This is a genomic window from Bacillus sp. RIT 809 (genome assembly GCF_016892495.1).
GTDB classification, from domain to species: domain Bacteria; phylum Bacillota; class Bacilli; order Bacillales; family Bacillaceae_G; genus Bacillus_A; species Bacillus_A cereus_U.
On the sequence record NZ_JAFEMR010000006.1, the window covers coordinates 134953 to 159827 of the forward strand.

Here is a 24875-nt window from a genome sequence, read left to right on the forward strand (position 1 = left end):
AGAAAATAACGACAGACCGTGAGAAATCACGGTCTGTTTTTTTTTTGCTAAAACTGTTCGTCCGTCATAAGTGACATGAGGTATTTAAAGAAGAGATTATAATCAAAATCGATAGCAATTTGCTGCGAGGGCCGATTGGTGAATGGGCTTGATCCTACTAAAGAGCGGAAATCACCGATGCTTGCTCCTTGAGCGTAAGATTCGGTCATAACGGTAATTGGTGATTTGTAGTAGGTAAACATAGAATTATCAAGTAAAGCTAATATCGGTATCGTGTCATGAACAGGGCAGCCTTTTAATTGTGGTAAAATTTTTTCGTAATATCCATAGTAGTAATGATCGAATAGAGGTTTGACGAGAGAAGGCAGAATAAAAATGGAGTGAAGGATTTTATTTTATTGAAATAATACCCATCAAAATTCAGAATATATAAACTTTGTATATTAGGTCAAGGTTTTTGACATAAATTATATGCGGAAACGCAGTCATATCAAGGGTGTAAGCGTATAATATAGTGGATTTTCGTTGTTGATTTGATAAATTGCAGGTTTTTACAATTTATACTATGATAAGGATATTAACAGAAGATCGTATAAACATGAGGGATGATGAACATGAAACTTACAAAGATTCTTGTCCAAATTTCTGCTCTTTATGTATTTTATATGGTTGGAAATTGGGTGCAAGAAATGTTGAATATTCCGATTCCAGGAAGTTTGATTGGGATGTTCCTCCTGCTTGTTTTTCTTAGCCTAAAAGTACTTCCAGTGAAATGGTTTGATTTAGGAGCAGAAACACTCGTTGCTATTATGCCGTTTTTATTAATTCCGCCAACGCTTGGCTTAATGAATTACGGTGCTTTTTTTATGAGTAAAGGAATTTCTCTTTTCATTACAGTTGTAGCGAGTACGTTTTTAATTATTATTGTCGCAGGGCATACAGGACAATATCTTGCGAATAGAAAGGAAAAAGAGACACAATGAGCCAAATATTAATCGGAATCGGTTGGGTTCTTTTTACCGTGCTATTATATCAATTATCTAAAAAAATCTATAAATTATTTCCAACACCATTTACCATTCCAATGCTTGTTGCAACAGCATTAATGGCTTTCTTATTTATAATGCTTGATATACCATATCAAAATTATATGGAAAGTGGTGGTGGCTGGATTGCGAAGCTACTCGGACCAGGTGTTGTAGCATTTGCAATCCCGCTTTATAAACAACGTCATGTTCTGCAAAAATATGTTGTACCAATTGCTGGTGGGGTATTAGTAGGTACAACAGTTGCTATTGCAAGTGATTTGGCTATCGCCACACTTATGGGAACAGATAAAAGCTTAATTTTATCTTCTTTACCAAAATCAGTGACAATGCCAGTTGCGATGAGTGTGTCTGAACAAGTTGGTGGTGTCCCGTCCTTAACAGCGGCCTTCGTCGTTATCGCAGGTATTACTGGAACGATTTCAGGACCGATTTTATTAAAATGGAGCCGTGTTACAAACTCAGTTGGTAGAGGGATTGGCTTTGGATGTGCGTCTCATATTATGGGTGTTATGAGAGCGATGAAAAATAATGAGCATGAAGGTGTTATTGGATCGGTAACAATGACATTAACAGCAATTTTGACATGTTTGCTTGGACCGTTATTCGCAATGGTGTTTATGTAATAGAAGAAAAGCGAGAGCGATTCTATAGCTCTCGCTTTTCTATAGGATTTATGCTACATTTAAAATAACTGAATCTTTGTAGGAGGTACGCCAAGTGCATACGTTATTATCTGTTTTACTTATTATTGTATCGATTTTAATGATTGTTATGGTACTTATGCAGTCTAGTAATAGCTCAGGCCTTTCAGGTGCAATTTCAGGCGGTGCAGAGCAATTATTTGGTAAGCAAAAAGCACGTGGAATTGAAGCGGTATTAAACCGTGTTACAGTTGTTTTAGCTGTGTTGTTCTTTGTACTAACAATTGCTGTTACGTACTTAAACTTATAAAAGTAAAAGAAGAAGCGTTAGCGGATTATGCTAATGGTTCTTCTTTTTTTGATTTGTTATTCAAAAAAAGTTTCTAATTAGATTATAGAATTATAAATATGGTACACTAAGAATAGAAAGAATACGACTAGATTACAGAAGAGAAAGAGGAGAAGTACATGATGAAATTAGCATCTCCGAAACCATTTACATTTGAAGGTGGAGACCGCGCTGTTTTATTATTACATGGATTCACAGGGAACTCAGCTGACGTACGCATGCTAGGGCGTTTCTTAGAGAAGAAAGGCTATACTTGTCATGCGCCAATTTATAAAGGACACGGCGTACCACCACAAGAGCTTGTTCATACAGGCCCTGAAGACTGGTGGAAAGATGTAATGAATGCCTACCAGCATTTAAAAGATCAAGGTTACGAGAAAATAGCTGCGGTTGGATTATCATTAGGCGGAGTATTCTCATTAAAACTTGCTTATACATTACCGATTTTAGGTGTTGTACCAATGTGTGCACCGATGTACATTAAAAGTGAAGAAATTATGTACCAAGGTATATTGGCATATGCCCGCGAATATAAAAAGCGTGAGCAAAAATCACCAGAACGAATTGAGCAGGAAATGTTTGAATTTAAACAGACACCAATGAATACATTAAAAGCATTACAGGAGTTGATTCGTGACGTACGCAATAATGTTGATATGATTTATGCTCCAACATTCGTTGTACAAGCACGTCATGATGAGATGATTAATACAGATAGTGCTAACATTATTTATAACGGTGTAGAATCTACGTTAAAAGACATTAAATGGTATGAAGACTCTACGCATGTCATTACACTTGATAAAGAACGTGATGTGCTACATGAGGATGTATATAACTTCTTGGAGCAACTAGATTGGTAAGATCTAGTTGCCTCTTTTTTTCATAAGGGAATTTATTATCCCAATTGGTGTGGGCTAATAATCAGTGGAAAGGGACAAAACCCCACTGATTAAAGTTACACTTTATGAAAGCTGTAAAAAATCATTGGGAGATGATTAAAGTTTCACTTTATACATCCCCCATCTTTCGGATACACTAAATAATATAAGGGTTTAAAGGAGGTATTTCTGCTTGGAAGAAATCATGCAAGAACATATTGATAAGTTGTTATTATTTATGAGGGAAGAAGCGTATAAACCGTTAACGATACAAGAATTAGAATCGGCATTTGGAATCGAAGGCTCTGAGGGCTTTAAAGATTTCGTAAAGGCACTTGTAATGATGGAAGAGAAGGGGCTTGTTATCCGCACACGTAGTAACCGCTACGGTCTTCCAGAAAAAATGAATTTAGTACGCGGTAAATTAATTGGGCACGCACGTGGTTTTGCGTTCGTCGTTCCAGAAGAGAAGAAAACAGGAGATGATGATCTTTTCATCCCGCCTACAGAATTAAATGGCGCACTTCATGGTGATACAGTATTAGCACGTGTTAGCGCGCAATCAAGTGGATCACGCCAAGAAGGCGCGATTGTTCGTATTTTAGAGCGTGGAACGAAGGAACTAGTTGGTACATATACAGAGTCAAAGAACTTTGGATTTGTTATACCTGATAATAAACGCTGGACAAGTGACATTTTTATCTTGAAAAGTGCATCTATGGGCGCTGTAGAAGGCCATAAAGTAGTTGTGAAAATTACGGGCTACCCAGAGAACCGTTTAAGCGCAGAAGGTGAAGTTATTCAAATTCTAGGTCATAAAAATGACCCAGGAGTAGATATTTTATCTGTCATTCATAAACATCATTTACCTTTAGCGTTTCCTGAAGAAGTGATGGAACATGCAAACAGTGTACCAGAAACGATTTCAGAAGAAGATATAAAAGATCGCCGTGATTTACGTGATCAAATGATTGTTACAATTGATGGTGCGGATGCGAAAGACTTAGATGACGCTGTTACAGTAACGAAGCTTGAGAACGGTAACCATAAGCTTGGCGTTCATATTGCGGATGTAAGTCATTACGTTCAAGAAGGTTCTCCAATTGATGTTGAAGCAGCGGAGAGAGCAACGAGTGTATATCTTGTAGACCGTGTAATTCCGATGATTCCGCATCGTTTATCAAACGGTATTTGTTCATTAAATCCGAAAGTAGACCGTCTGACACTATCTTGTGAAATGGAAATCAACAATCTAGGTGATGTTGTAAAGCATGAGATTTTCCAAAGTGTAATTAAAACGACAGAGCGTATGACGTATGCTGACGTAAGAAGCATTTTAGAAGATGAAGACGAAGCGCTAATTGAACGTTACGAGCCGCTAGTACCAATGTTTAAAGAAATGGGGCAGTTAGCACAAATTTTACGTGAAAAACGTATGCGCCGCGGTGCGATTGACTTTGACTTTAAAGAAGCGAAAGTACTAGTAGATGAAGAAGGAAAACCGACTGATGTTGTAATGCGTGATCGTTCTGTATCAGAGAAGTTAATTGAAGAGTTTATGCTTGTTGCGAACGAAACAGTAGCAGAGCACTTCCACTGGATGAACGTACCGTTTATGTACCGTGTCCATGAAGATCCGAAAGAAGATAAGCTTGAGCGTTTCTTCGAGTTTGTAACAAACTTCGGATATGCAGTAAAAGGACGTGCGAACGAAATACATCCTCGTGCGCTGCAACAAATTCTTGAAATGGTTCAAGGTCAGCCAGAAGAAGTAGTCATTTCAACAGTTATGCTTCGTTCTATGAAGCAAGCACGTTACGATTCGGACAGCTTAGGACATTTCGGTTTATCAACTGAGTTCTACACGCATTTCACATCGCCAATTCGTCGTTACCCAGATACGATTGTTCATAGATTGATTCGTGAATACATCATTAATGGTAAAGTAGACAACGAAACGCAAGCGAAATGGCGTGAAAACTTACCTGAGATTGCAGAGCACTCTTCTAATATGGAACGCCGCGCTGTTGAAGCAGAACGTGAAACAGACGAAATGAAAAAAGCAGAGTATATGGTTGATAAGATCGGTGAAGAGTATGACGGTATGATTAGCTCTGTAACAAACTTCGGTTTATTCGTAGAGCTTCCAAATACAATTGAAGGTCTTGTACACGTTAGCTATTTAACAGATGATTACTACCGTTATGACGAAAAACATTTTGCGATGATTGGAGAACGTACAGGTAACGTATTCCGCATCGGTGACGAAATTACAATTCGTGTTATTAACGTAAATAAAGACGAGCGAGCAATCGACTTTGAAATCGTTGGCATGAAAGGCACACCTCGTCGCAAGTTCAAAGATCGTCCAGTTGTGATTGAACAGCCAAGAACAGGTAGAAAGAAACGCGGTGGACGTAGCGAGCGTAGTAATGAGCGCGGTGGCGAACGCGGCACAGGAAGAAAGTTTGATCGTGGTGGCCAAGGAAAAGGAAAAGCATCAGCATCCACATCCGCTAGTCAGCCAGGGAAAAAAGATAGTAATAGTAATGGTAATAGTAATGGCAATAGTAATGGCAAGAAGAAAAAAGGATTCTTTGAAAATGTACCAGGATTCAAGAAGAAAAAGAAAAAGCGCAAGTAAGAAAAGAGTGGCTTCGCCTCGCATTATGAGCGAGCCACTTTCGCTTTTTGTTTAATCTAGCTACAGTGGCTAGAATGTTCGGTGGCTTCGCTTCTTCCCAGGAGGCAAAGAACGCCTCAAGGTCAGAAGCTCCATCCACCTCACATTCTGAGCGAGCCACTTTCGCTTTTTGTTTACATTTGTTACAATGGTAAAAATAGAGGAGGGACGTTATATGCCAAAAGGTACAGGTAAGGTTATTGCGCAAAATAAAAAGGCATTTCATGATTATTTCATCGAAGAAACATACGAAGTAGGGCTTGTCCTTCAAGGAACGGAAATTAAGTCGATTCGCGCTGGACGCGTGAACTTGAAAGATGCGTTTGCACGTATACATAACGGTGAAGTATGGGTTCATAATATGCATATTAATACATATGAACAAGGGAATCGTTTCAATCACGATCCGCTACGTACAAGGAAGTTACTTCTTCATAAAAAAGAAATTGATAAGCTAGCAGGTTACGCAAAAGAAACAGGATATGCATTAGTTCCAGTTAGAATCTATTTGAAAAATGGATTTGCGAAAATGGCACTTGGTTTAGCAAAAGGTAAGAAGCAATATGATAAGCGTCACGATTTAAAAGAGAAAGAAGCTAAACGTGAAATTGCACGCGTGTTCCGTGATCGTCAAAAGATGTAATACAGATATTTACATTTGTAAAACGGCGCGCGTATGATATAATAACTTATGTAAGATTGTTGCACATTGAAAAACAGCTCTTAGTAGCTATCACGATATTTCTTCGTATGCTCCATTTTTATCATGGGGACGTTACGGATTCGACAGGGATAGTTCGAGCTTAGGTTGCGAGTCGAGGGGATCGGCCTCGTTAAAACGTCAAAGCCTATAATTGGCAAACAAAACAATCTTTCTTTAGCTGCTTAATTGCACTAAAGGTTCCTCCCTCCATCGTCCATGTGGTAGGGTAAGGGACTCAAACTAAGTGGACTACGCCGGAGTTCGCCGTCTGAGGGCGAAGGAAGAGAACAATCAGACTAGCAACTTGGAAGCCTGTCGATAGGCCGAAGAGTTCGCGAAATGCTAATATATCGACTACACTCGTAGAAGCTTAAGTGCCGATATTTTTGGACGTGGGTTCGACTCCCACCGTCTCCACCAATACATATTTGGTGGTTTTTTTATTTTGTATGATATGAACCATAACTTTGCCAGATTGGCGGGGTTATGGTTCTTTTTGTTTTGTGGTTTTATAAAATGCTTAAGTTGATGGGGATGGGGCGGTACCCCTGAAACAGAAAGTGAAGAAATAGTTATTGATGATAAGCAGGTAGATACTATAGCTGCCCCTTAATGATTAAATAACATTTATTTAAATCTTCATATATTTTGTGTTTTCATCCATATCTATTGTAAGATTATATAGAGTTCTCCTAATAAGCTGTTATAATGGCTTTTTTTAGGGATTTAATATTTATAAATCTTAAATTATTTTTTTGGGATAATTTTTTATCTAACTAAGTTATATTGAAGTAGAGGTGAACCATCGGTGAAGCAGGTGTTAGTAATTAAGAATGAACGGTCTTTTGCAAAGAAAATCGTAAGCGGTCTAACGCAAGAGGGCTATTTCATTTTAAAACTTCACAATGAAAACCAAGGTTTAAATATAGTATATGAACAAGATTGGGATATTATCATATTGGATTGGGATTCATTAAGTATATCCGGACCAGAAATTTGCAGACAAATACGACTTGTTAAAACGACACCGATAATTATTGTGACCGACAATATTTCTAGCCAGGATTGCATAGCAGGGTTACAAGCAGGAGCGGATGATTATATAAGAAAACCATTTGTGAAAGAAGAATTAGTAGCAAGGGTTCAAGCTATTTTAAGGAGAAGTGACTGTATTCAGCAAAATGAGACAAACTTTTTTCAGTTTAAAGATCTCTTTGTTGATGCATCTAGCCATATTGTGAAAAAAGGTGGTAAAAATCTTTCGCTTACTAAGCGCGAGTACGATTTACTTGTATTTTTAATTAAGAATAAAAATACAATATTGAGCCGTGAAATGCTTTTGAATCAGGTTTGGGGATATAACGTAGTAGTCAATCCAAATGTAGTAGACTTATATATTGGGTATGTAAGAAAAAAGTTAAAGTGCGAGAAGAAAGACAGATATATTGAAACGATACATGGCAGAGGCTATTCAATGGTTGAATGATAAAAATAAGATAATAGGTAAAGTACAGTTTGTCATAATAATCAATATCTAGCATAATAGAAAAAACGAGTAAAACTGTTTCATTCAGTTTTACTCGTTTTTTCTATTAAATCTGATAATCAAATAGTTTCTGAGAAATATTAAAAGACAGAAACTATAAAAAGAATATTTCTATCAGGCAATGGATTATGAAAATATTAGCTATTAATGGGCATTTTTTTTGCAGTAGAAATCATGGTTTATAAGGTGCCCAATCTATTGATTAGTACGTGTGGGGGATGACTCTGGTGCGCATTAGATGAGACTGTATCTAATTTATGTTTAATTTTATTAACTCACACCATTCACAAGATTTTCACATAATTAACGACTATACTTATTAACAGGATGTTCAAATGAAAATGATTATCAATAGCAATTTAGATGCATAAAAGTTACTATCTAATTTAATCTATGGACGTTATCATTTTCAAACTAAATTACATTATAAGGAGTATACGTATGAAAAAAACTATGCTTTTAAAATTAGTAAGTATTCTAGCAGTTTTCACTTTAATGTTAGTAGCTTGCTCAGATTCAAGTAAGGAAACTTCGAAAGCTACTAAAGGTGATAGTAGTGATAAGCCAAAAACGGTTGAAATCACTGATGCACATGGAACTGTTAAAGTCCCTGTAAATCCAAAGAATGTAGTTGCTTTAGATAATAGAACTTTTGAAACTTTAGCTGATTGGGGAATTAAATTAGCGGCTGCTCCAAAGGATATCATGCCTGCAGATTCAGCATATAAAAAGGATAATTCAGTTGAAAATATTGGGAATCACCGTGAACCAAATCTTGAAATTATTGCAGCTGCAAACCCTGAACTTGTAATCGTTGGTCAAAGATTTGCTGATCATTACGAAGAGATCAAAAAATTAGTACCAAATGCAGCTGTTATTGATCTTAATTTTGATGTTTCTGAGAAATCTACTACGCCTGGGAAAAACTTAGTAAAAGGACTTAAAGATTCTACAATTACTTTAGGAAAAATCTTTGATAAAGATAAAGAAGCTAAAAAATTAGTGGCTGATTTTGATAAATCTATTGAAACTGCAAAATCTGCTTATAACGGAAAAGATAAAGTTATGAGTGTTATCGTTACTGGTGGGAATATTGGTTTTGCTGCTCCACATTCTGGTCGTGTTTGGGGACCAATGTATGAAATTTTCGGTTGGGTTCCAGCACTAGAAGTTTCAAATTCTACTGCAGGTCATAAAGGTGATGACGTTTCTGTTGAAGCTATTGCACAAACAAATCCTGATTGGCTTTTCGTATTAGATCGTGATGCTGCAACATCTGATGCAGCTACTTCAACACCTGCTAAGGATGTTATTTCTAAATCACCAGCTCTTCAAAACACAACTGCTGTTTCTAAAAAACAAGTTGTTTATGCACCAGAAGATACTTACACAAATGAATCAATTCAGACTTATATAGAGTTGTTTGGAAATCTTGCAAAAACTTTAGCTAAGTAGTGTAAAGGAGTACGAAACAGTGTCAAAAAATATAATTTCTAGGGTTGAGAATATTTCTCAACCCCAGTTTTATAATCACAATAAATTATGGACAAAACCTTTTATAATAGCGATTATAGTTGTTATAATTTTAGGGATTATATCACTGTTTACTGGAGTTTATGATATACGTGGACAAGAGGATGGAATGGAGATGTTTTTCATAACTCGTGTTCCGAGAACAGTTGCATTAATGCTTACTGGAGCTGCAATGGCGATGGCAGGGCTCGTAATGCAACTCATTACACAGAATCGCTTTGTTGAACCTACTACAACGGGGACTATTGAATGGTCAGGCTTAGGCCTGCTTTTTGTATATTTATTATTCCCTGCCCCGACTTTAGTGCAAAGAATGACTGGTGCAATCATTTTTTCTTTTATAGGAACTATGGTTTTCTTTCTATTTTTAAGAAGAGTTAAACTTCGTTCTTCTTTAATTGTCCCGATTATTGGATTGATGCTTGGAGCAGTTATTTCTGCAGTGTCTACTTTTATGGGGCTTCTTTTTCAAAGGACACAAAGTATTGAAACTTGGTTTGTAGGTTCATTTGCTAACATTCAGGTGGGAAGATATGAATATTTATGGCTGATTGTTATCATTACTTTGCTTATTTTTATGTATGCGAATAGATTGACGTTAGCTGGACTAGGAGAAGATGTAGCAACAAGCCTTGGAGTTAATTACAATAGAATTGTTCTTTTTGGGACTGGCCTTATCTCTGTTGCTGTTGGAATTGTTGCAGCTGTTATTGGAAACTTACCTTTCTTGGGATTAATTGTTCCAAACATTGTTTCAATGTTTAGAGGGGATGATCTTAGGAGTAATTTACCTTGGGTATGTGTGATCGGAATGGGGACAATAACTGCCTGTGACATTATTTCTCGAACAATTATAAAGCCTTTTGAAGTACCTGTTTCTTTAATACTTGCAACAGTGGGAGCAATCGTGTTTATTACTATTTTATTGAGACAAAGAAAACCAAGGAGGCTACGATGATCACATTAGAATATAGAAATAAAGAAAATGTCGAAATCGATTCTAGCCTTCATAATGAAAGTAGATCAGCTAGTGCTTTTCGTTCTAAGAAGGAAGCAAGACGTTATTGGATTTTACTGATCACATTGATTGGTTTAGGCCTCCTTTCTTCATATGGACTTTTAGTTTATAACAATCCAGTTCCGATAGATTCACCTTCTTTTATCCCAGTTGTTAAGAGAAGGATAGTAGCTATTGTTGCAATGATTATTGCTGCAGTTTGCCATAGCTTGTCGACAGTTGCTTTCCAATCTATTACGAATAATAAAATTATTACTCCTTCGCTTTTAGGTTTCGAATCACTTTATTCAGCAATTCAAACGAGTACAATATTCTTCTTTGGTGCTAGTGCATTGATAAATTTTAGTGGAATTGGATCATTTTTATTTCAAGTTGTTGTGATGGTCTTCATGAGTTTGATACTTTATGGATGGTTACTTTCCGGTAAATACGGGAATTTACAACTTATGCTTTTAGTTGGAATTATTATTGGTACCGGGCTAAATTCTGTGTCAACTTTCATGAGAAAACTACTTGCGCCTTCAGAATTTGATATTTTACAAGCAAGATTATTTGGTTCTGTTAATCATGCAGATCCTGCATATTTTCCTATTGTAATTCCTATGATCATAATTGTAGCAGTATTAATTTTTGCTCATTCTAAGAATTTGAATGTTTTGTCACTAGGAAAGGATGTTGCTACTTCTTTTGGGGTTAAATATCAACCTAGTGTAATTTATACGCTTGTATTAGTAGCTATTTTAATGTCCATCTCAACAGCTCTAATTGGGCCACTTACTTTCTACGGCTTTTTAGTAGCAACTTTGAGTTATCAGGCGGCGTCAACTTATGATCATAGATATATTTTCCCAATGGCTTTTGCTATAGGATTTTTGATAATGACGAGTGCATACTTTTTAATGTATCATGTATTCCATGCTCAAGGTGTAGTTTCAGTTATTATCGAATTATTTGGTGGAATAACATTTTTAACTATAGTTTTAAGGAAGAGGGCTTTATGATAAAAATTGATAATGTTAAAAAGTTCTATACTGATAAGGTGAAAATAGGACCTTTGGATATTGAAATACCAAAAGCGGGCTTTACTTCTTTAATTGGACCAAATGGCGCTGGAAAGTCAACGACACTTTTGATGATTGGAAGACTCTTAGATATGGATGAAGGTCAAATTCAGGTAGCAAATATGGATGTTTCTGAATCCAAATCAAAAGACTTAGCAAAAGTTCTGACTATATTGCGACAAGAAAATCATTTTGTAACTAGGCTTACTATTAGACAATTAGTTGGATTTGGACGCTTTCCTTATTCAAAGGGAAGATTAACTAAAGAGGATGAAGCTATCATTTCTAAATATATCGATTTTTTAGATTTAACTGATTTAGAGAATAGATATTTAGATGAGCTTTCTGGTGGTCAAAGACAAAGGGCATATGTAGCGATGGTATTGTGCCAAGAGACTGAATATGTACTTTTGGACGAGCCTCTGAACAACCTTGATGTTGCTCGTTCTGTTCAAATGATGGAGCATTTGAGACGTGCAGCTAATGAATTCGGAAGAACAATTCTGACTGTTATGCATGACATAAATTTTGCAGCCAAATATTCTGATAAAATTTGTGCTATGAAAGATGGACAAATTGCTGCTTTTGGAACAGTAGAAGAGGTTATGGACCCGGAAATTTTGACAGATATTTTTGAAACAAAAATAGAAATTATCAATGGTCCTTATGGTCCAATCGCTGTTTATTAGTTACAAAATGTAAAAAAGAAGCAGCTCAAAAATGAGTATGCCAAAAAAACTAATAGAAAATCAAATTGTATACTGTAGCTTACGTAAATCATAACAGCTACTCTAGTTGAAGTTGCTGTCTGTATTTTATAGGCAGCAGCTTTTTTTAATGCGGTTGCCCATGATAACTCTTAATATTTCTGGCTGCTCGTAACAGTCCTACATGTATTTCATTACTTCCGGTCCTGCGATGCTTCCAACAATAAACTTGTAAATTACTCATGAAATGCAAAGGAACGCTTCGCATTTTCAAGTGTTTACCAAACGAAAAATTTATCTCTGTATAACTTTTTATAAGAATTCAGCTTGTTTTTTTTGTATGTAATATTGCATATAAGAGTGTATTGATAAAAGTGTAAGGGGTCACTATAATGAGGGCATAAAGATAAATCACATTTTCGTAGCAATAAAAAAGGAGGAAATAATATGGAAATCGCAATGGCAGTTTTGAAATTTGTAGGTGGCGTAATCCCGTTAATTCAAGAACTTTTGAAAGCATTTATGTAGGTTTATTAGTTAGCTATCATTTATCAATCATTATCATATCTTACTAAAAAAAGAACGGGGTGATTTTTCTGAATATTAAGAAAAACACTAAAAGAAGAAAGTTCCTTGCGTGTTTATTAGTTAGTCTATGCACTATTAATTATTCATCTATTTCCTTCGCAGAAACACAAGCGGGTAATGTAACTGATGTAACCAAAAATGCTAGTGGCATTGATACTGGTATAGCAAATCTTAAATATAATAATCAAGAGGTTTTAGCTGTAAATGGTGATAAAGTAGAGAGTTTTGTCCCGAAAGAAAGTATCAATTCAAATGGTAAATTTGTAGTAGTGGAACGCGAGAAAAAATCACTTACAACGTCACCAGTCGATATTTCAATTATTGATTCTGTAGTGAATCGTACGTATCCAGGAGCTGTACAACTTGCAAATAAAGCTTTTGCAGACAATCAACCGAGTTTATTAGTGGCTAAGAGAAAGCCTTTAAATATTAGTATAGACTTACCTGGCATGAGAAAAGAAAATACAATCACTGTCCAAAATCCGACATATGGTAATGTAGCTGGAGCAGTAGACGATTTAGTATCTACTTGGAATGAAAAGTATTCCACAACACATACGTTACCTGCAAGAATGCAGTATACGGAATCTATGGTTTATAGTAAATCACAAATCGCAAGTGCTCTTAATGTTAACGCTAAATATCTTGATAATAGTCTAAACATTGATTTTAATGCGGTTGCAAATGGAGAGAAAAAAGTGATGGTAGCGGCATATAAGCAAATATTTTATACCGTAAGTGCTGAACTACCTAACAATCCATCCGATCTTTTTGATAATAGTGTTACTTTTGGTGAGCTAACTCGTAAAGGCGTAAGTAATTCGGCTCCACCTGTTATGGTTTCAAATGTAGCTTATGGTAGAACGGTTTATGTAAAATTAGAAACAACCTCTAAGAGCAAAGATGTACAAGCTGCTTTTAAAGCCTTACTTAAGAATAACAGCGTCGAAACAAGTGGACAGTATAAAGATATTTTTGAAGAAAGTACCTTTACTGCTGTAGTATTAGGTGGAGATGCGAAAGAGCATAACAAGGTTGTTACTAAAGATTTCAATGAAATCCGAAATATCATTAAAGATAATGCTGAATTAAGTCTTAAAAATCCAGCATACCCAATTTCATATACAAGTACTTTCTTAAAAGATAATGCAACTGCTGCTGTTCATAACAATACAGATTATATCGAGACGACAACTACAGAATATTCAAGTGCTAAAATGACACTGGATCATTACGGTGCTTACGTTGCGCAATTTGATGTATCTTGGGATGAATTCACATTTGATCAAAATGGTAAAGAAGTACTAACACATAAAACATGGGATGGTAGCGGCAAAGACAAAACGGCTCATTACTCTACAGTTATCCCTCTTCCACCAAATTCAAAAAATATAAAAATCGTAGCAAGAGAATGTACTGGTCTTGCATGGGAATGGTGGAGAACAATTATTAATGAACAAAATGTTCCATTAACAAATGAAATAAAAGTTTCAATTGGAGGAACAACATTATACCCAACTGCTAGTATTAGTCATTAGGTATAAAAAGGCGCCCTGTAAGCAGGACGCTTTTTTACTTAGTCACAAATTTTACTCTTTCCAAAACTGTTCCAATAGAATGACAAGCATGGTACCCACAAGTAATCCATTACTTAAAACATATTGTAAGGAAGAAGGAATTCCGCTAAACGCACTTTCTGGAAGAAACATTATTCCCAAACTGATTAATAATGAAATTCCTAATATAGTTAATCGGCGTTGATTTAATTCTTCACGTAAAATGGATTGAAATGAAATGCCTATTACTTGGACAAATGTTGCTAAAAGTGCGGCATTAGCAATAGGACCTGGTAGCAAGGATATAAAGTTTACAATTGAAGGAATAAAAGAAATTCCTGCTAATATAAGACTTGCTATAAGGAACGACTTCACTTTTCTTTGTCCTGTTAGCTGAATGAATCCTGCTGATGCAGGTAATGGTACAATTCCAATTGTAGAAAACAACGACGAGATAATATGCGATATACCTCCGGCCCACACGCCGCGGTTCAGTATTTGCTTTTCATTTTCTTTAGATAACGGAGCCACTTGTTTTACAGCCGAAATAGCAGCGATTGTATTTGCAACTAAAAGAAATGTAAATAAAGTTGCAGTTAGAGCCATTCCAATATCTAATCTAGGTGTGCCCCAAGAAAATAGCTCTGGTAACTTAACTAACGGTGTGTGTGAAGGCATATGAGATGATTTTCCTAATACAGCATACAAAAGCCAACCACATGAAATTCCAAGTAACACAGCGTAACTTTTCATCCATCCGTTCCCTTTAATTGATAAGAAAGTAATAAGGGCAAAAACAAAGAGCGCAATAGCAGCCGTTGTATAATCAGGATGAGTTACAGCTCCTTGTAATCCCATCATTCCTTTTAGTAACACACCACTAAGCTGAAGAGATAATATTAAAAGAAAAGTTCCTGTAACCAAGGGTGTAAATAAACGTAGAATTCGATGAACAAGCCCTGTTATACCAAGGACGAAGAGTAATATACCTGCAATAATTAATCCGCCTTCTAAAAGTTGTAATACATCCTTTGCACTTTGTCCCTGATGCATAGCGACTTGTCCCAATATGACAAATATACTTACCCATGAACCGGCTGGCCCATCCGCTATGGGATAGCGATGCCCAAACCATGCTTGTATAAATGAACTTACTCCTACAACTAAAAAAGTTCGTTGCATTAATGTTGAGATATCTTCTATTGATAAATGGAATATGCCACCAATAATGATAGGCAATGCAATTGCATTTGCTAATAAAAACACAAACCACTGTAGAATACTAAAGCTCGTATCGACGTATTTTTTATTCATATTATTCTCCCTTGTATAAAAAGAATCTCATAGTAAAAATCCATCCTTTCTACACAGCTAGATTAAAAAGGATGGATTTTGTAAATCTATAAAATTACTTTAATTATATAGATAGATTTTTAATTAATCACCATGTACGGAACGGTAAGAATTTCCCGTTAAGTGTAATCACGATACGAGGGTCGCCACCTTTTGGATCTTCTTGTGTGTCCACACCTAGATTGAAGTTAATTGCACTCATTACACCTTCGCCAGCTTTTTCTAGAATTAATTCTCTAAGAGTTGGTGCGTATTGTAACATCATTTCATATAATCGATATAAGATTGGGTCAGTAGGAGGCATTTGCATTACTTGACCTCTAAGTGGAACTACTGTTAATGCTTGAACTACTTCTTCATCTAATTCTAATAGTTTACCGATTTTTTCTGCTTCTGGACGTGTCATTGTAGCTTGTCCTAATAACGCTGTTACAACCCAAGTCTCAGAGTTTTCACTTACTTTTGAAATTTCTTCCCATGTTAAACCTTTTGCCATTTTTGCTTCCATAATTTTTTGCGTAGCTTCTTGTCTATTCATATCTAATAACTTCCCTTCATTTAAGTAATAATTAATGTTCCATACCATTTAATGCTTTATATCCATCAACTACTAAATCTAATTTACCTGAGTGAGGATCAATAACTAGACCATGTACAGGAACATCTTTTGGAATAAGTGGATGATTTCTTACTAAATCAACATTAGCTTGAGTTGAATCGCAGACATCATCGAATCCAAATAACCATTTTTCAAGGTCAACACCAGCATATTCAATTGCTGATAAAATTTCTGGTGAAGCTACTCCGCGATCTAATATTTTTTGAAGTGTTCCTTTTGGATTAGTTTGGCTTGCACCACATCTATGGTGTCCGATAAGAAATATTTCATCTGCATTTAGATCATATACTGATGCTACAACACTTTGCATAACACTATCGAAAGCAGAAGCAATTTTACCACCTGCATTTCTGATAACTTTTGCATCACCATCGTGTATATCTAAAGCTTTTGGAAGTAGCTCAATTAAACGAGCGTCCATGCAAGAAACAACAACCATACGTTTTTTAGGTATTTTTGTCGCTTCACGAGGAGCGTATTCTTTATTTTCTACAAATTGTTCATTGAACGATAAAATCTCTTGTAATAACATATTTGTAACCTCCTTTAAATCTAGATGTATTTTTTTGTTACGTCCTCTATGTTATAAGTGAATATAACTGATAAATAATGTGATGTAAGAGGATAAACTAAGTATAGTGAATTGTATCGATAAGCAGAATAAGTTGGCGAAACACTTTCGGGCTTTCTACTTTCACGGTGAAAGGATTGGTTTATATCATTGATCAAACAGATTTTGAGATGCTGAAATTATTAGGAGAAAACTCAAGAATACAATGGAAAGAACTTGGTCAGAAAATACATATGACGGGGCAGGCTGTAGGAAATCGAATTCGGAGATTAGAGGATTTAGGGATTATTGAACAATATACAATTGCAATAAACCGAATCAAATTAGGACAAATAGTGACTGCATTTGTTACTTTGTTTGTAACAACAGTTAATCATCAAGAGTTTATGAATTTCTTTCAAGGAGAAGAAGGAATTTCTGAAGTGCATCGTATAAGTGGTGAGGGATGTTATTTATTAAAAACACATTTTGCTTCTAATGAAGAATTGGATAACTTTCTGGGGCGACTATTAAAGTACGGGAATTATCGTGTTAACCTATCGATAGGAAAGTTAAAATAAGATTTCTTTTTTTGAGGTTATAGTAACATTATTTGCTAATCCCTATTTGTATAGAGATAATAAAGTCGTTTGATTTTTATCCCACATTAACGGGCGAGTTAAAACGATTGGTCACTGGTATTACGCAAAAAATGCTTACTGAGCAATTGAAAGAGCTTGAAAAAGATGGGCTTGTGTCTAGAAAAGTATACAATCAAGTACCACCGAAAGTTGAGTATTCTCTTACGAAACAGGGACAATCATTAAAAGAAGTTTTAAAAGTACTTTGCGATTGGGGAAGCGACTATATTAAGCAAAGATATCCTAATGGTGAAGTGCTAGTGAAAGAGGACGATCATATTTGATTTAACACTCCTATAATTGTAAGTTTGTTATAATGAACAAGTACTTACACGAAAGGGAGTCTAAAGTGAAAATGAAATCATTTAATATTGATCATTATATAGCTAGTGTTTTGCAGTGGATATTAAATATAGCGTTAATCATATTATCAATTGTCTTATCTATCTTTTTAATTAATGAGACAATCACGTTTATTCAATACATATTTTCAGCGAAGAAATACACACCGTATAAATTAGTTGAAAGCATCATTGTCTACTTCTTATACTTCGAGTTTATCGCATTAATTATTAAGTATTTTAAATCGAATTATCATTTTCCATTACGGTATTTTATTTATATCGGGATTACGGCTTTAATTCGATTAATTATCGTGTCTCACGATGAACCGATGGAGACGTTGTTATATGCAGGATCTATTCTTGTTTTAGTCATTGCTTTATACATATCCAATATGAGGGATTTGAAGAAAGAGTAGTAGTGCAGACTTTTGTTTGCACTATTTTTACATCTTGACCTTCAAGTTACTTGAAAGTTTACAATGTAAGTAGGACGTTTGAAATCTAAAAAAAATGAGAAATTAAGTGAAGAGGTTATTTTACTTGGAGGTTATAGAAATGAGTAAGGAATTGAAATTACGTCCTTTAGAACGAGAAGATTTAAAGTTTGTACACGAACTTAATAATAACGCGCATATTATGTCGTATTGGTTTGAAGAACCGTATGAGGCATTTGTGGAGCTGCAGGATTTATACGATAAACATATACATGATCAAAGTGAGCGCCGATTTATCGTTGAGAAAGATAATGAGATGGTTGGATTGGTCGAATTAGTAGAAATCGATTATATTCACCGTAGAACTGAATTCCAAATTATTATTGACCCGAGTTACCAAGGTTACGGTTATGCAGCTGATGCAACGCGTTTAGCAATGGATTACGCTTTTTCCGTATTAAATATGCATAAAATATATTTAGTTGTCGATAAAGAGAATGAAAAAGCTGTACACGTTTATAAAAAGGTCGGATTTATAGTAGAAGGTGAGCTTCAAGATGAGTTCTTCGTTGATGGCAACTATCATAATGCGATAAGAATGTGTATGTTCCAAAAAGAATATTTTAGAGTGAAGAGGCTATAGATAATGATTGTCTATAGTCTTTTTTTGTTGTTCAAAACAACAACTATTTATTGTAAAACGATAAATAGTTGTTGACTTATAATGTGGTCGGGCTTATTATGAGGATAGCAAAAGGAATGCGGAAAAATTAATTGTGAAGTTAAAGGAGAATATATTATGAAAAATAAATTTTTATTAGCTATCGTACTAATATCGTTAGGAGTTACCTGTTTATTAATGCACGGTACAACTAGTAAAGTGGCGGATAATGGGCTTCTTGTAGAACCTTTCTTTTTCCTAGTACCAGTAAGCTACCTATTGTTCTTTAGTGGTATTGGTGTGTTGCTAGTTGGATTTATCACTTCAAAGTTGAAAAAACAGCAATAGATAAATGCTGTTAGTTCAGGAGGGGATTTTTGTGAAACAAAACGAATTGTCATTATGGTTAAAGTTAATTATCATTCTTTGCGGATGTTTTGGTTTATTGTTCTGCATATATATTGGGCCAGAAACGGGAAGAGCGGTATTGTTATCTTCAGAAAGTTTGAAGGGACTATATAAGCCATTCGTACTGTTCATTTGGATCACAGGAATTCCATTTTTCAGCGCTTTATTTTTAGGGTGGAAAATATGTTCAGAGATTGCTTCAGACAAATCCTTTACTGTGAAAAATGCGAATCGATTAAAGAGGATTAGTATTTTATCGATGACTGAAGGGATTTTATATATCGGAGCATTACTATATATTTTCACAGCTGGAAGTTATCATACGAGCATTTTAGTTATTCTATTACTTATTTTATTCTTCTCAGTCGTTATATCTATTTTTACTTCCTTACTTTCTCATTTAATTAGAAAAGCAAGTGAAATAAAAGATGATAACGACTTAACGATTTGAGGTGCTCTGTTATGACGATTGTAGTAAATCTCGATGTAATGTTAGCGAAAAGAAAAATGAGTGTGACAGAGTTATCCGAGAAATTAGGAATTACAATGGCGAATGTCTCGATATTAAAAAATGGAAAAGCAAAAGCAATTAAATTCTCAACTTTAGAGAAGATATGTGAAGCTTTAGAGTGTCAGCCAGGTGACATTTTAGAGTATAAAAAGGAGGAATTATGATGAAGAAAAAATATTTATTAGCTTCTAGTCCGATATTTTTAGGCGTGTTATGTATACTTATGTTTAATATAATTGGTTCCGAAGTGAAGCCAGATGGAACTTTAGTCGAACCATTTTTCTTAATTCCATTAGCTTATTTATTTGTTTTTACTGGAATTATTGTGATTTTATTCGTGGCTGTTTTCTCGATGTTTCGAAAAAAGCAAGCGCGATAAAACACTTACTATGAAATAGAGACATATGATATGGAAGAAAAATAAAAAGTGAGCTGAATAATGATGAACCATTATTTTCACCTTGGAAGACAAGTAGGGCCAGCTATTACATTGGCCGGGGCACAGATGACAGTTCAGGCAGTGCATCAGGCTATTCAAATGCAACAACAAGCACAGGTAGCGCAAATGATGCAGAGTCAGTATATGCCGTATGCACAGCTTCCTGTGCAAATTGTACATTATGATGTGTATCCAGCTGGTTTATTTTCAATTCCGTATGGCGGGACATACTTTTTATGAAAGAAAGCGACCGGTAAAAGAGTCGCTTTTTTATATGCCACCTAACTTCATCCCGAGGAATGCGAAGATGATACCAATCATATAAGTCGCGCTTAAATATAAAAATAGTATGCCAAATTTTTTGCGGTTGAAAAGCTGAACGGATTCTAATTTAAACGTTGAAAATGTAGTGAAGGCGCCCATAAACCCTGTGCCTAATAATAATTGCCAACTTGTAGTTATCCCTTTGCCAATTATATATCCGAGTAAAAATGCTCCCGTTATATTAATGAGGAATGTAGCAATCGGAAATGAAGTTTTATTTCTTTCTTTAAACCAATTACTAATTGCAAATCGTGTAATGGCACCGAAGAATCCTCCTGTTGCTACTAATAAAGCGTTAATCATGATATTTCACCTTCCTCAAGGTGTTTTTGTAGTAAAAAATCTCCAAGTTTATAGCCAAGCCCAGACATAATTAGACCACCTAGCATACTGCATGATACATATAAAAATGCGATACTAAAATGTGAATGATTGATTAACTGTACAGTTTCTACACTGAATGTTGAAAACGTCGTAAATGAACCGATAAATCCGGTTCCAATCCCGGTAATAACTTCGGAGGGTAAGATGTTTAACCGAGCGATATAGGTGGTTAGCAAAGCAAGTAAGAAACAACCAATTAAGTTAATCGTTAATGTAGCGAGTGGTAATACATGATGCAAAAGCGTATCGATAGTAAAACCTAAATAATAACGGGAAAGAGCTCCTAATATACCAGCTATGCCAACAATAATATATTTCAACTTCTTCACCTCTCTAATAGTGTACTCAAAAAAAATAGACTCCTACCAGTAGTCATACTGGTAGGAGTCATTAGCTAATTCGCATTTACGGCGAACTCCATCGCCTATAAGTTCTATTTATAGTGTACTAAATATTATTTTGGATTACCAATAAATATGTTAACAAAAAGTAGGATCGGTATATTCTTTGAAGTTGCAATTTCTCTGTTGTGGATTGTAATTGCTTTACAGTCTTGTCTTCTGAAATGTTATGATTGAATTTCAAGACAATTGCAGTGAGGGGTACAACGATTATTTGTTAGCTAAATATAATGATATGAAGTTTTCTTTATGGTAAAATATTTCTTGTGTCTTTAATTTATCTTCATTTAACTGAAAATACAGAAAATAAAATGTTATTTTACAAAAAAGGGGTCATGTGTTTTGAAGAAATTTTTAAAAATAGTATTAATATTTATTTTAATAGTAGCTGGTATTCTAGGTGGTTTTCTAGCGTATATGACACTTACAAAAGAGCAGCCAGCGAATGTTTTAGACGTAAAGGTTGAAAATAACAAAGAGCGTGTACTGCAGCAAGGAAATGAATTTAAAGTTACAACATTTAATATTGGATATGCTGGATTAGATAAGGATCAAGACTTCTTTATGGACGGTGGAAAAGGTTCTGGTTCGAGTAGTAAAGAACAGACTGAAATAAACTTAAAAAATATGCTTTCATTTTTACAAAATGAGAATAGCGATTTTACATTGTTACAAGAAGTTGATATAAAATCTCACCGATCATTTGATGTAAATGAGCATGAGTTTTTGAAAAAAGGATTATCTGATTATGCTTCGTCATTTGGGAAGAACTACGATACTAAGTGGGTTCCTGTCCCAGTCACAAAACCGCTGGGATATGCTGAGGGCGGATTAAGTACATTTTCTAAATATACAGTTCAAACAGCAACGCGGTTCCAACTACCCGGAATGGAACCTTGGCCGAAGCGTTTATTCGATTTAGATCGAGCGATTGTTGAACATAAAATCCCTGTTAATAATGGGAAGTATGTTAGGCTCGTAAATGTACATTTATCTGCTTATGATGAGGGCGGAAAAATTAGAAAGCAACAAGCAGAGTATTTAAAAGAATATATGAACAAGTGGTATCAAAATGGTGATTACGTCATATTAGGCGGAGATTGGAATCAGTTACTTTCTAATGTCCAATTAAGCGATCCTAAGTTTGTAAAGGAGCGTCCTGAATGGCTAGTAGAGTTACCAAAGGACTTTGCGGACGGAGGATTTCAATGGGCTGTAGATCCATCTGTTATGACGGTAAGGGATGATGTGAAGAAATATGTGGAAGATGAAAACTTTGTCACTATTATTGATGGATTTATGGTTTCACCGAATGTTGAAATTGTAAATGTACAAGGGACAGACTTAAAGTTTGAAAATAGTGATCATAACCCAGTTAGTGCGGTATTTAAATTGAAATAATTGATGCGCGGGGCTTCATAGAATATCACCTAAAAAGAGCACAATAATATGCCCTTTTTATACTTGGTAGGAATTTAATTGCTTTTCTCCGCGTTTTCTGCCAAGCTTAAGGAGAAAAATACTTCGAAGAAAGAAATATATAGGTGACGCATATGATTGAAGTTAAGACTTCGGAACTTAGTGATGGAGAATTTAATAGAGGTGTATTTGCAACTCGTGATATTAAAAAGGGTGAGTTGATACACTCAGCACCAGTTATCTCTTATCCGAATGAACAGCATGAACACATTGAGAAAACGTTACTTGCTGACTACGCATTTGAGTATGGGGTAAATCATACGGCATTCCTTTTAGGATACGGCATGTTATTTAATCATGCATATAATCCGAATGCAACGTATGATATTGTCTTTGAGAATCATACGTTTAACTTCTTTGCTTACAAAGATATAAAAGCGGGCGAAGAGATTCTAATCAATTATAATGGTGAAGTTGATGACGATGAGCTATTATGGTTTGATAAGGAAAAAGAAGAGAACGAAAAATAATTTAAAGAGTATAGAAAGGGCACATTCTGTGGGATGTGCTCTTTTTTTATTGTTGAAAATAAAGTAAAAATTACAAAAAAATACCACTTTTCTTTCGTATGGTATAGTAAGATATTGAAGGGTATTGCTTTGAAAAACCTATATATTTTACAAATTGTTGTCTATATGGTTACATGTCAAGTTTAGTAGCCTATTTGGGTTGCTTTATTATGCGATATATATTTTAATATGAGTGGAACCTCTTATAATTTAAGAGGTTTATAGGTGTGCTTTATGTACACTTTATCCACCACTTGGGCTTTTTATTTGTAGCGCATTGTTATGTGGGGATATTATGGGCCCGTGGATAGCGGGATAAAAAGATTATAGAAATAGAGGAATCGTAAAATGAATATGCACGAGGTTTATAAATATTTAAGTACAGTATTGCCTGAAGGTCATGTGAAGCAAGATGAAATGTTAAAGAATCATACGCATATTAAAGTTGGCGGAAAAGCAGATGTGTTCGTTGCGCCTACAAATTATGTTGAAATTCAAGAAGTTATCAAGTATGCGAATCAACACAATATTCCAGTTACGTTTTTAGGAAACGGTTCGAATGTCATTATTAAAGACGGTGGTCTTCGCGGGATTACAGTAAGTTTAATTCATATTACAGGTGTTACTGTAACGGGGACAACGATTGTTGCGGGGTGTGGTGCAGCGATTATTGATGTGTCACGAATTGCATTGGATCACAATTTAACAGGACTTGAGTTTGCTTGTGGTATTCCAGGTTCAGTTGGTGGAGCGTTATATATGAATGCTGGTGCATATGGCGGTGAAGTAGCTTATGTATTAACAGAAGCAGTTGTAATGACAGGTGATGGAGAGCTATGCACTTTAACGAAAGATGCATTTGAATTTGGATATCGTAAGAGTGTATTTGCGAACAATCATTACATTATTCTTGAAGCGAAGTTTGAACTTGAAGAAGGTGTGCGTGAAGAAATCAAAGAAAAAATGGATGATTTAACGTTTAAGCGTGAATCAAAACAACCGTTAGAGTATCCTTCATGTGGTAGTGTATTTAAGCGTCCACCAAATAATTTTGCGGGTAAGCTTATTCAAGAATCAGGACTGCAAGGTAAGCGAATTGGCGGAGTGGAAGTTTCTTTAAAACACGCTGGATTTATGGTGAATGTTGATAACGGAACTGCGCAAGATTACATTGATTTAATTCATTTCGTACAAAAGACAGTTGAAGAAAAATTCGGTGTGAAATTAGAGCGAGAAGTAAGGATTATTGGAGAAAATCTACAGTAACCTTTGAAGAAAAAAACGTATTAAAGTATGAATTATTTCGAAATAACATTTGGATATTGTTGACAATTTGTTTTCGATTCAATATAATGGCTAATAATTTAACAAATAAAATATACGTTGAAAGAGCCCAGTAGCAGTTTGTCACTGTTATCAAAGAGAGCTAGGGGTTGCTGGAACCTAGCACAAACAAACTTGTGAATTACACTCTGGAGTATCTTAGGTAATGCTAAGCGGAAT

29 protein-coding genes, 1 other RNA gene, 1 pseudogene, 1 riboswitch and 1 other annotated feature (1 of these 33 running past the window's edge) are annotated in these 24875 nt (G+C 35.2%); of the genes and pseudogenes, 25 read left to right on the forward strand and 6 right to left on the reverse strand.

Annotation, left to right across the window (positions count from 1 at the left end; translation table 11 throughout):
* Positions 1-47: 47 nt before the first annotated feature.
* Positions 48-359 (reverse strand): annotated as a pseudogene (locus tag JTF23_RS09045) (nucleoside hydrolase); the annotation flags it as partial.
* A gap of 246 nt (positions 360-605) precedes the next feature.
* On the opposite strand from JTF23_RS09045, the gene JTF23_RS09050 reads away from it, so the two are divergent.
* The 13 genes from JTF23_RS09050 (at position 606) to alo (ending at position 14297) form a co-directional block, all read left to right on the forward strand.
* Entirely contained in the window at positions 606-983 is a 378-nt protein-coding gene (locus JTF23_RS09050) for a CidA/LrgA family holin-like protein (RefSeq protein ID WP_171902574.1), read from the forward strand.
* Positions 980-1672, forward strand: coding sequence for an LrgB family protein (locus tag JTF23_RS09055; protein WP_204208551.1), 693 nt, complete (start codon positions 980-982; stop codon positions 1670-1672). Before JTF23_RS09050 ends, JTF23_RS09055 begins: the two co-directional genes overlap by 4 nt.
* Before the next feature lie 94 nt (positions 1673-1766).
* Positions 1767-2000: a preprotein translocase subunit SecG gene (secG, locus tag JTF23_RS09060; RefSeq protein WP_002112793.1), complete on the forward strand. Its 234-nt coding sequence runs from the start codon at positions 1767-1769 to the stop codon at positions 1998-2000.
* 161 nt (positions 2001-2161) lie between these two features.
* Complete coding sequence (locus JTF23_RS09065; RefSeq protein WP_165497462.1) at positions 2162-2902, forward strand: alpha/beta hydrolase; 741 nt, start codon at positions 2162-2164, stop codon at positions 2900-2902.
* Positions 2903-3125: 223 nt separating this feature from the next.
* Complete coding sequence (rnr, locus tag JTF23_RS09070; protein WP_374100893.1) at positions 3126-5564, forward strand: ribonuclease R; 2439 nt, start codon at positions 3126-3128, stop codon at positions 5562-5564.
* Positions 5565-5778: 214 nt separating this feature from the next.
* On the forward strand, positions 5779-6246 hold the full coding sequence (smpB, locus tag JTF23_RS09075) for an SsrA-binding protein (protein ID WP_002034685.1): 468 nt from the start codon (positions 5779-5781) through the stop codon (positions 6244-6246).
* Between the two features lie 125 nt (positions 6247-6371).
* Positions 6372-6726: a transfer-messenger RNA gene (ssrA, locus tag JTF23_RS09080) on the forward strand.
* A 388-nt stretch (positions 6727-7114) separates the two neighbouring features.
* On the forward strand, positions 7115-7792 hold the full coding sequence (locus JTF23_RS09085; RefSeq protein WP_204208553.1) for a response regulator transcription factor: 678 nt from the start codon (positions 7115-7117) through the stop codon (positions 7790-7792).
* A gap of 501 nt (positions 7793-8293) precedes the next feature.
* Entirely contained in the window at positions 8294-9307 is a 1014-nt protein-coding gene (locus tag JTF23_RS09090; RefSeq protein WP_204208554.1) for a siderophore ABC transporter substrate-binding protein, read from the forward strand.
* A gap of 19 nt (positions 9308-9326) precedes the next feature.
* Positions 9327-10343 (forward strand): ABC transporter permease, encoded by a 1017-nt coding sequence (locus JTF23_RS09095; RefSeq protein WP_204208555.1) that lies wholly within the window; start codon positions 9327-9329, stop codon positions 10341-10343.
* Positions 10340-11404 carry an iron chelate uptake ABC transporter family permease subunit gene (locus tag JTF23_RS09100; protein ID WP_204208556.1) on the forward strand — a complete coding sequence of 355 codons (1065 nt, stop codon included), beginning with the start codon at positions 10340-10342 and terminating at the stop codon, positions 11402-11404. Before JTF23_RS09095 ends, JTF23_RS09100 begins: the two co-directional genes overlap by 4 nt.
* On the forward strand, positions 11401-12153 hold the full coding sequence (locus tag JTF23_RS09105) for an iron ABC transporter ATP-binding protein (RefSeq protein ID WP_204208557.1): 753 nt from the start codon (positions 11401-11403) through the stop codon (positions 12151-12153). Before JTF23_RS09100 ends, JTF23_RS09105 begins: the two co-directional genes overlap by 4 nt.
* Positions 12154-12758: 605 nt before the next feature.
* Entirely contained in the window at positions 12759-14297 is a 1539-nt protein-coding gene (alo, locus tag JTF23_RS09110) for an anthrolysin O/cereolysin O family cholesterol-dependent cytolysin Alo (RefSeq protein ID WP_204208558.1), read from the forward strand.
* Between the two features lie 51 nt (positions 14298-14348).
* Here the strand turns inward: alo and JTF23_RS09115 are convergent, their stop codons facing one another.
* From JTF23_RS09115 to JTF23_RS09125, 3 genes are all read right to left on the reverse strand, one after another.
* Complete coding sequence (locus JTF23_RS09115; RefSeq protein ID WP_078173409.1) at positions 14349-15629, reverse strand: purine/pyrimidine permease; 1281 nt, start codon at positions 15627-15629, stop codon at positions 14349-14351.
* Positions 15630-15756: 127 nt separating this feature from the next.
* The gene (gene cynS, locus JTF23_RS09120) at positions 15757-16206 is read right to left on the reverse strand and encodes a cyanase (protein ID WP_204208559.1); all 450 of its coding nucleotides are present in this window, start codon (positions 16204-16206) and stop codon (positions 15757-15759) included.
* A gap of 31 nt (positions 16207-16237) precedes the next feature.
* The gene (locus tag JTF23_RS09125) at positions 16238-16819 is read right to left on the reverse strand and encodes a beta-class carbonic anhydrase (protein WP_204208560.1); all 582 of its coding nucleotides are present in this window, start codon (positions 16817-16819) and stop codon (positions 16238-16240) included.
* 167 nt (positions 16820-16986) lie between these two features.
* Here JTF23_RS09125 and JTF23_RS09130 point away from each other — a divergent pair, with 167 nt between their 5' ends.
* From JTF23_RS09130 to JTF23_RS09170, 9 genes are all read left to right on the forward strand, one after another.
* On the forward strand, positions 16987-17418 hold the full coding sequence (locus tag JTF23_RS09130) for an Lrp/AsnC family transcriptional regulator (protein WP_204208561.1): 432 nt from the start codon (positions 16987-16989) through the stop codon (positions 17416-17418).
* A 32-nt stretch (positions 17419-17450) separates the two neighbouring features.
* Complete coding sequence (locus JTF23_RS09135; protein ID WP_204208562.1) at positions 17451-17762, forward strand: winged helix-turn-helix transcriptional regulator; 312 nt, start codon at positions 17451-17453, stop codon at positions 17760-17762.
* A 71-nt stretch (positions 17763-17833) separates the two neighbouring features.
* The gene (psiE, locus tag JTF23_RS09140; protein WP_002159929.1) at positions 17834-18238 is read left to right on the forward strand and encodes a phosphate-starvation-inducible protein PsiE; all 405 of its coding nucleotides are present in this window, start codon (positions 17834-17836) and stop codon (positions 18236-18238) included.
* 139 nt (positions 18239-18377) lie between these two features.
* Positions 18378-18899, forward strand: a complete 522-nt coding sequence (gene speG, locus JTF23_RS09145; RefSeq protein ID WP_002159930.1) for a spermidine N1-acetyltransferase — start codon at positions 18378-18380, stop codon at positions 18897-18899.
* 156 nt (positions 18900-19055) lie between these two features.
* Positions 19056-19265 carry a DUF3955 domain-containing protein gene (locus JTF23_RS09150; RefSeq protein ID WP_002129860.1) on the forward strand — a complete coding sequence of 70 codons (210 nt, stop codon included), beginning with the start codon at positions 19056-19058 and terminating at the stop codon, positions 19263-19265.
* Between the two features lie 31 nt (positions 19266-19296).
* Positions 19297-19776, forward strand: a complete 480-nt coding sequence (locus JTF23_RS09155; protein ID WP_204208564.1) for a DUF2975 domain-containing protein — start codon at positions 19297-19299, stop codon at positions 19774-19776.
* A gap of 11 nt (positions 19777-19787) precedes the next feature.
* Positions 19788-20000 carry a helix-turn-helix domain-containing protein gene (locus tag JTF23_RS09160; RefSeq protein WP_002112778.1) on the forward strand — a complete coding sequence of 71 codons (213 nt, stop codon included), beginning with the start codon at positions 19788-19790 and terminating at the stop codon, positions 19998-20000.
* Positions 20000-20215 carry a DUF3955 domain-containing protein gene (locus JTF23_RS09165; RefSeq protein WP_002159933.1) on the forward strand — a complete coding sequence of 72 codons (216 nt, stop codon included), beginning with the start codon at positions 20000-20002 and terminating at the stop codon, positions 20213-20215. Before JTF23_RS09160 ends, JTF23_RS09165 begins: the two co-directional genes overlap by 1 nt.
* Positions 20216-20275: 60 nt before the next feature.
* Entirely contained in the window at positions 20276-20515 is a 240-nt protein-coding gene (locus JTF23_RS09170; RefSeq protein ID WP_204208565.1) for a DUF3947 family protein, read from the forward strand.
* Between the two features lie 30 nt (positions 20516-20545).
* Here JTF23_RS09170 and crcB (JTF23_RS09175) read toward each other — a convergent pair whose 3' ends face one another.
* On the reverse strand, positions 20546-20902 hold the full coding sequence (gene crcB / locus JTF23_RS09175; RefSeq protein WP_016106584.1) for a fluoride efflux transporter CrcB: 357 nt from the start codon (positions 20900-20902) through the stop codon (positions 20546-20548).
* Positions 20899-21303, reverse strand: a complete 405-nt coding sequence (crcB, locus tag JTF23_RS09180; protein WP_204208566.1) for a fluoride efflux transporter CrcB — start codon at positions 21301-21303, stop codon at positions 20899-20901. The genes crcB (JTF23_RS09175) and crcB (JTF23_RS09180) overlap by 4 nt, the downstream gene beginning before the upstream one ends.
* A 54-nt stretch (positions 21304-21357) precedes the next feature.
* Positions 21358-21417, reverse strand: a riboswitch (Fluoride riboswitch).
* A gap of 309 nt (positions 21418-21726) precedes the next feature.
* Between crcB (JTF23_RS09180) and JTF23_RS09185 the strand changes: the two genes are divergently transcribed.
* The 3 genes from JTF23_RS09185 (at position 21727) to murB (ending at position 24638) form a co-directional block, all read left to right on the forward strand.
* Positions 21727-22785, forward strand: a complete 1059-nt coding sequence (locus JTF23_RS09185) for an endonuclease/exonuclease/phosphatase family protein (protein ID WP_078179425.1) — start codon at positions 21727-21729, stop codon at positions 22783-22785.
* Positions 22786-22937: 152 nt separating this feature from the next.
* Positions 22938-23333 carry an SET domain-containing protein gene (locus tag JTF23_RS09190; RefSeq protein ID WP_000573650.1) on the forward strand — a complete coding sequence of 132 codons (396 nt, stop codon included), beginning with the start codon at positions 22938-22940 and terminating at the stop codon, positions 23331-23333.
* 387 nt (positions 23334-23720) lie between these two features.
* Positions 23721-24638, forward strand: coding sequence for a UDP-N-acetylmuramate dehydrogenase (gene murB / locus JTF23_RS09195; RefSeq protein ID WP_131229919.1), 918 nt, complete (start codon positions 23721-23723; stop codon positions 24636-24638).
* A 108-nt stretch (positions 24639-24746) separates the two neighbouring features.
* Positions 24747-24875, forward strand: a binding site (T-box leader); it runs 88 nt beyond the window's last position.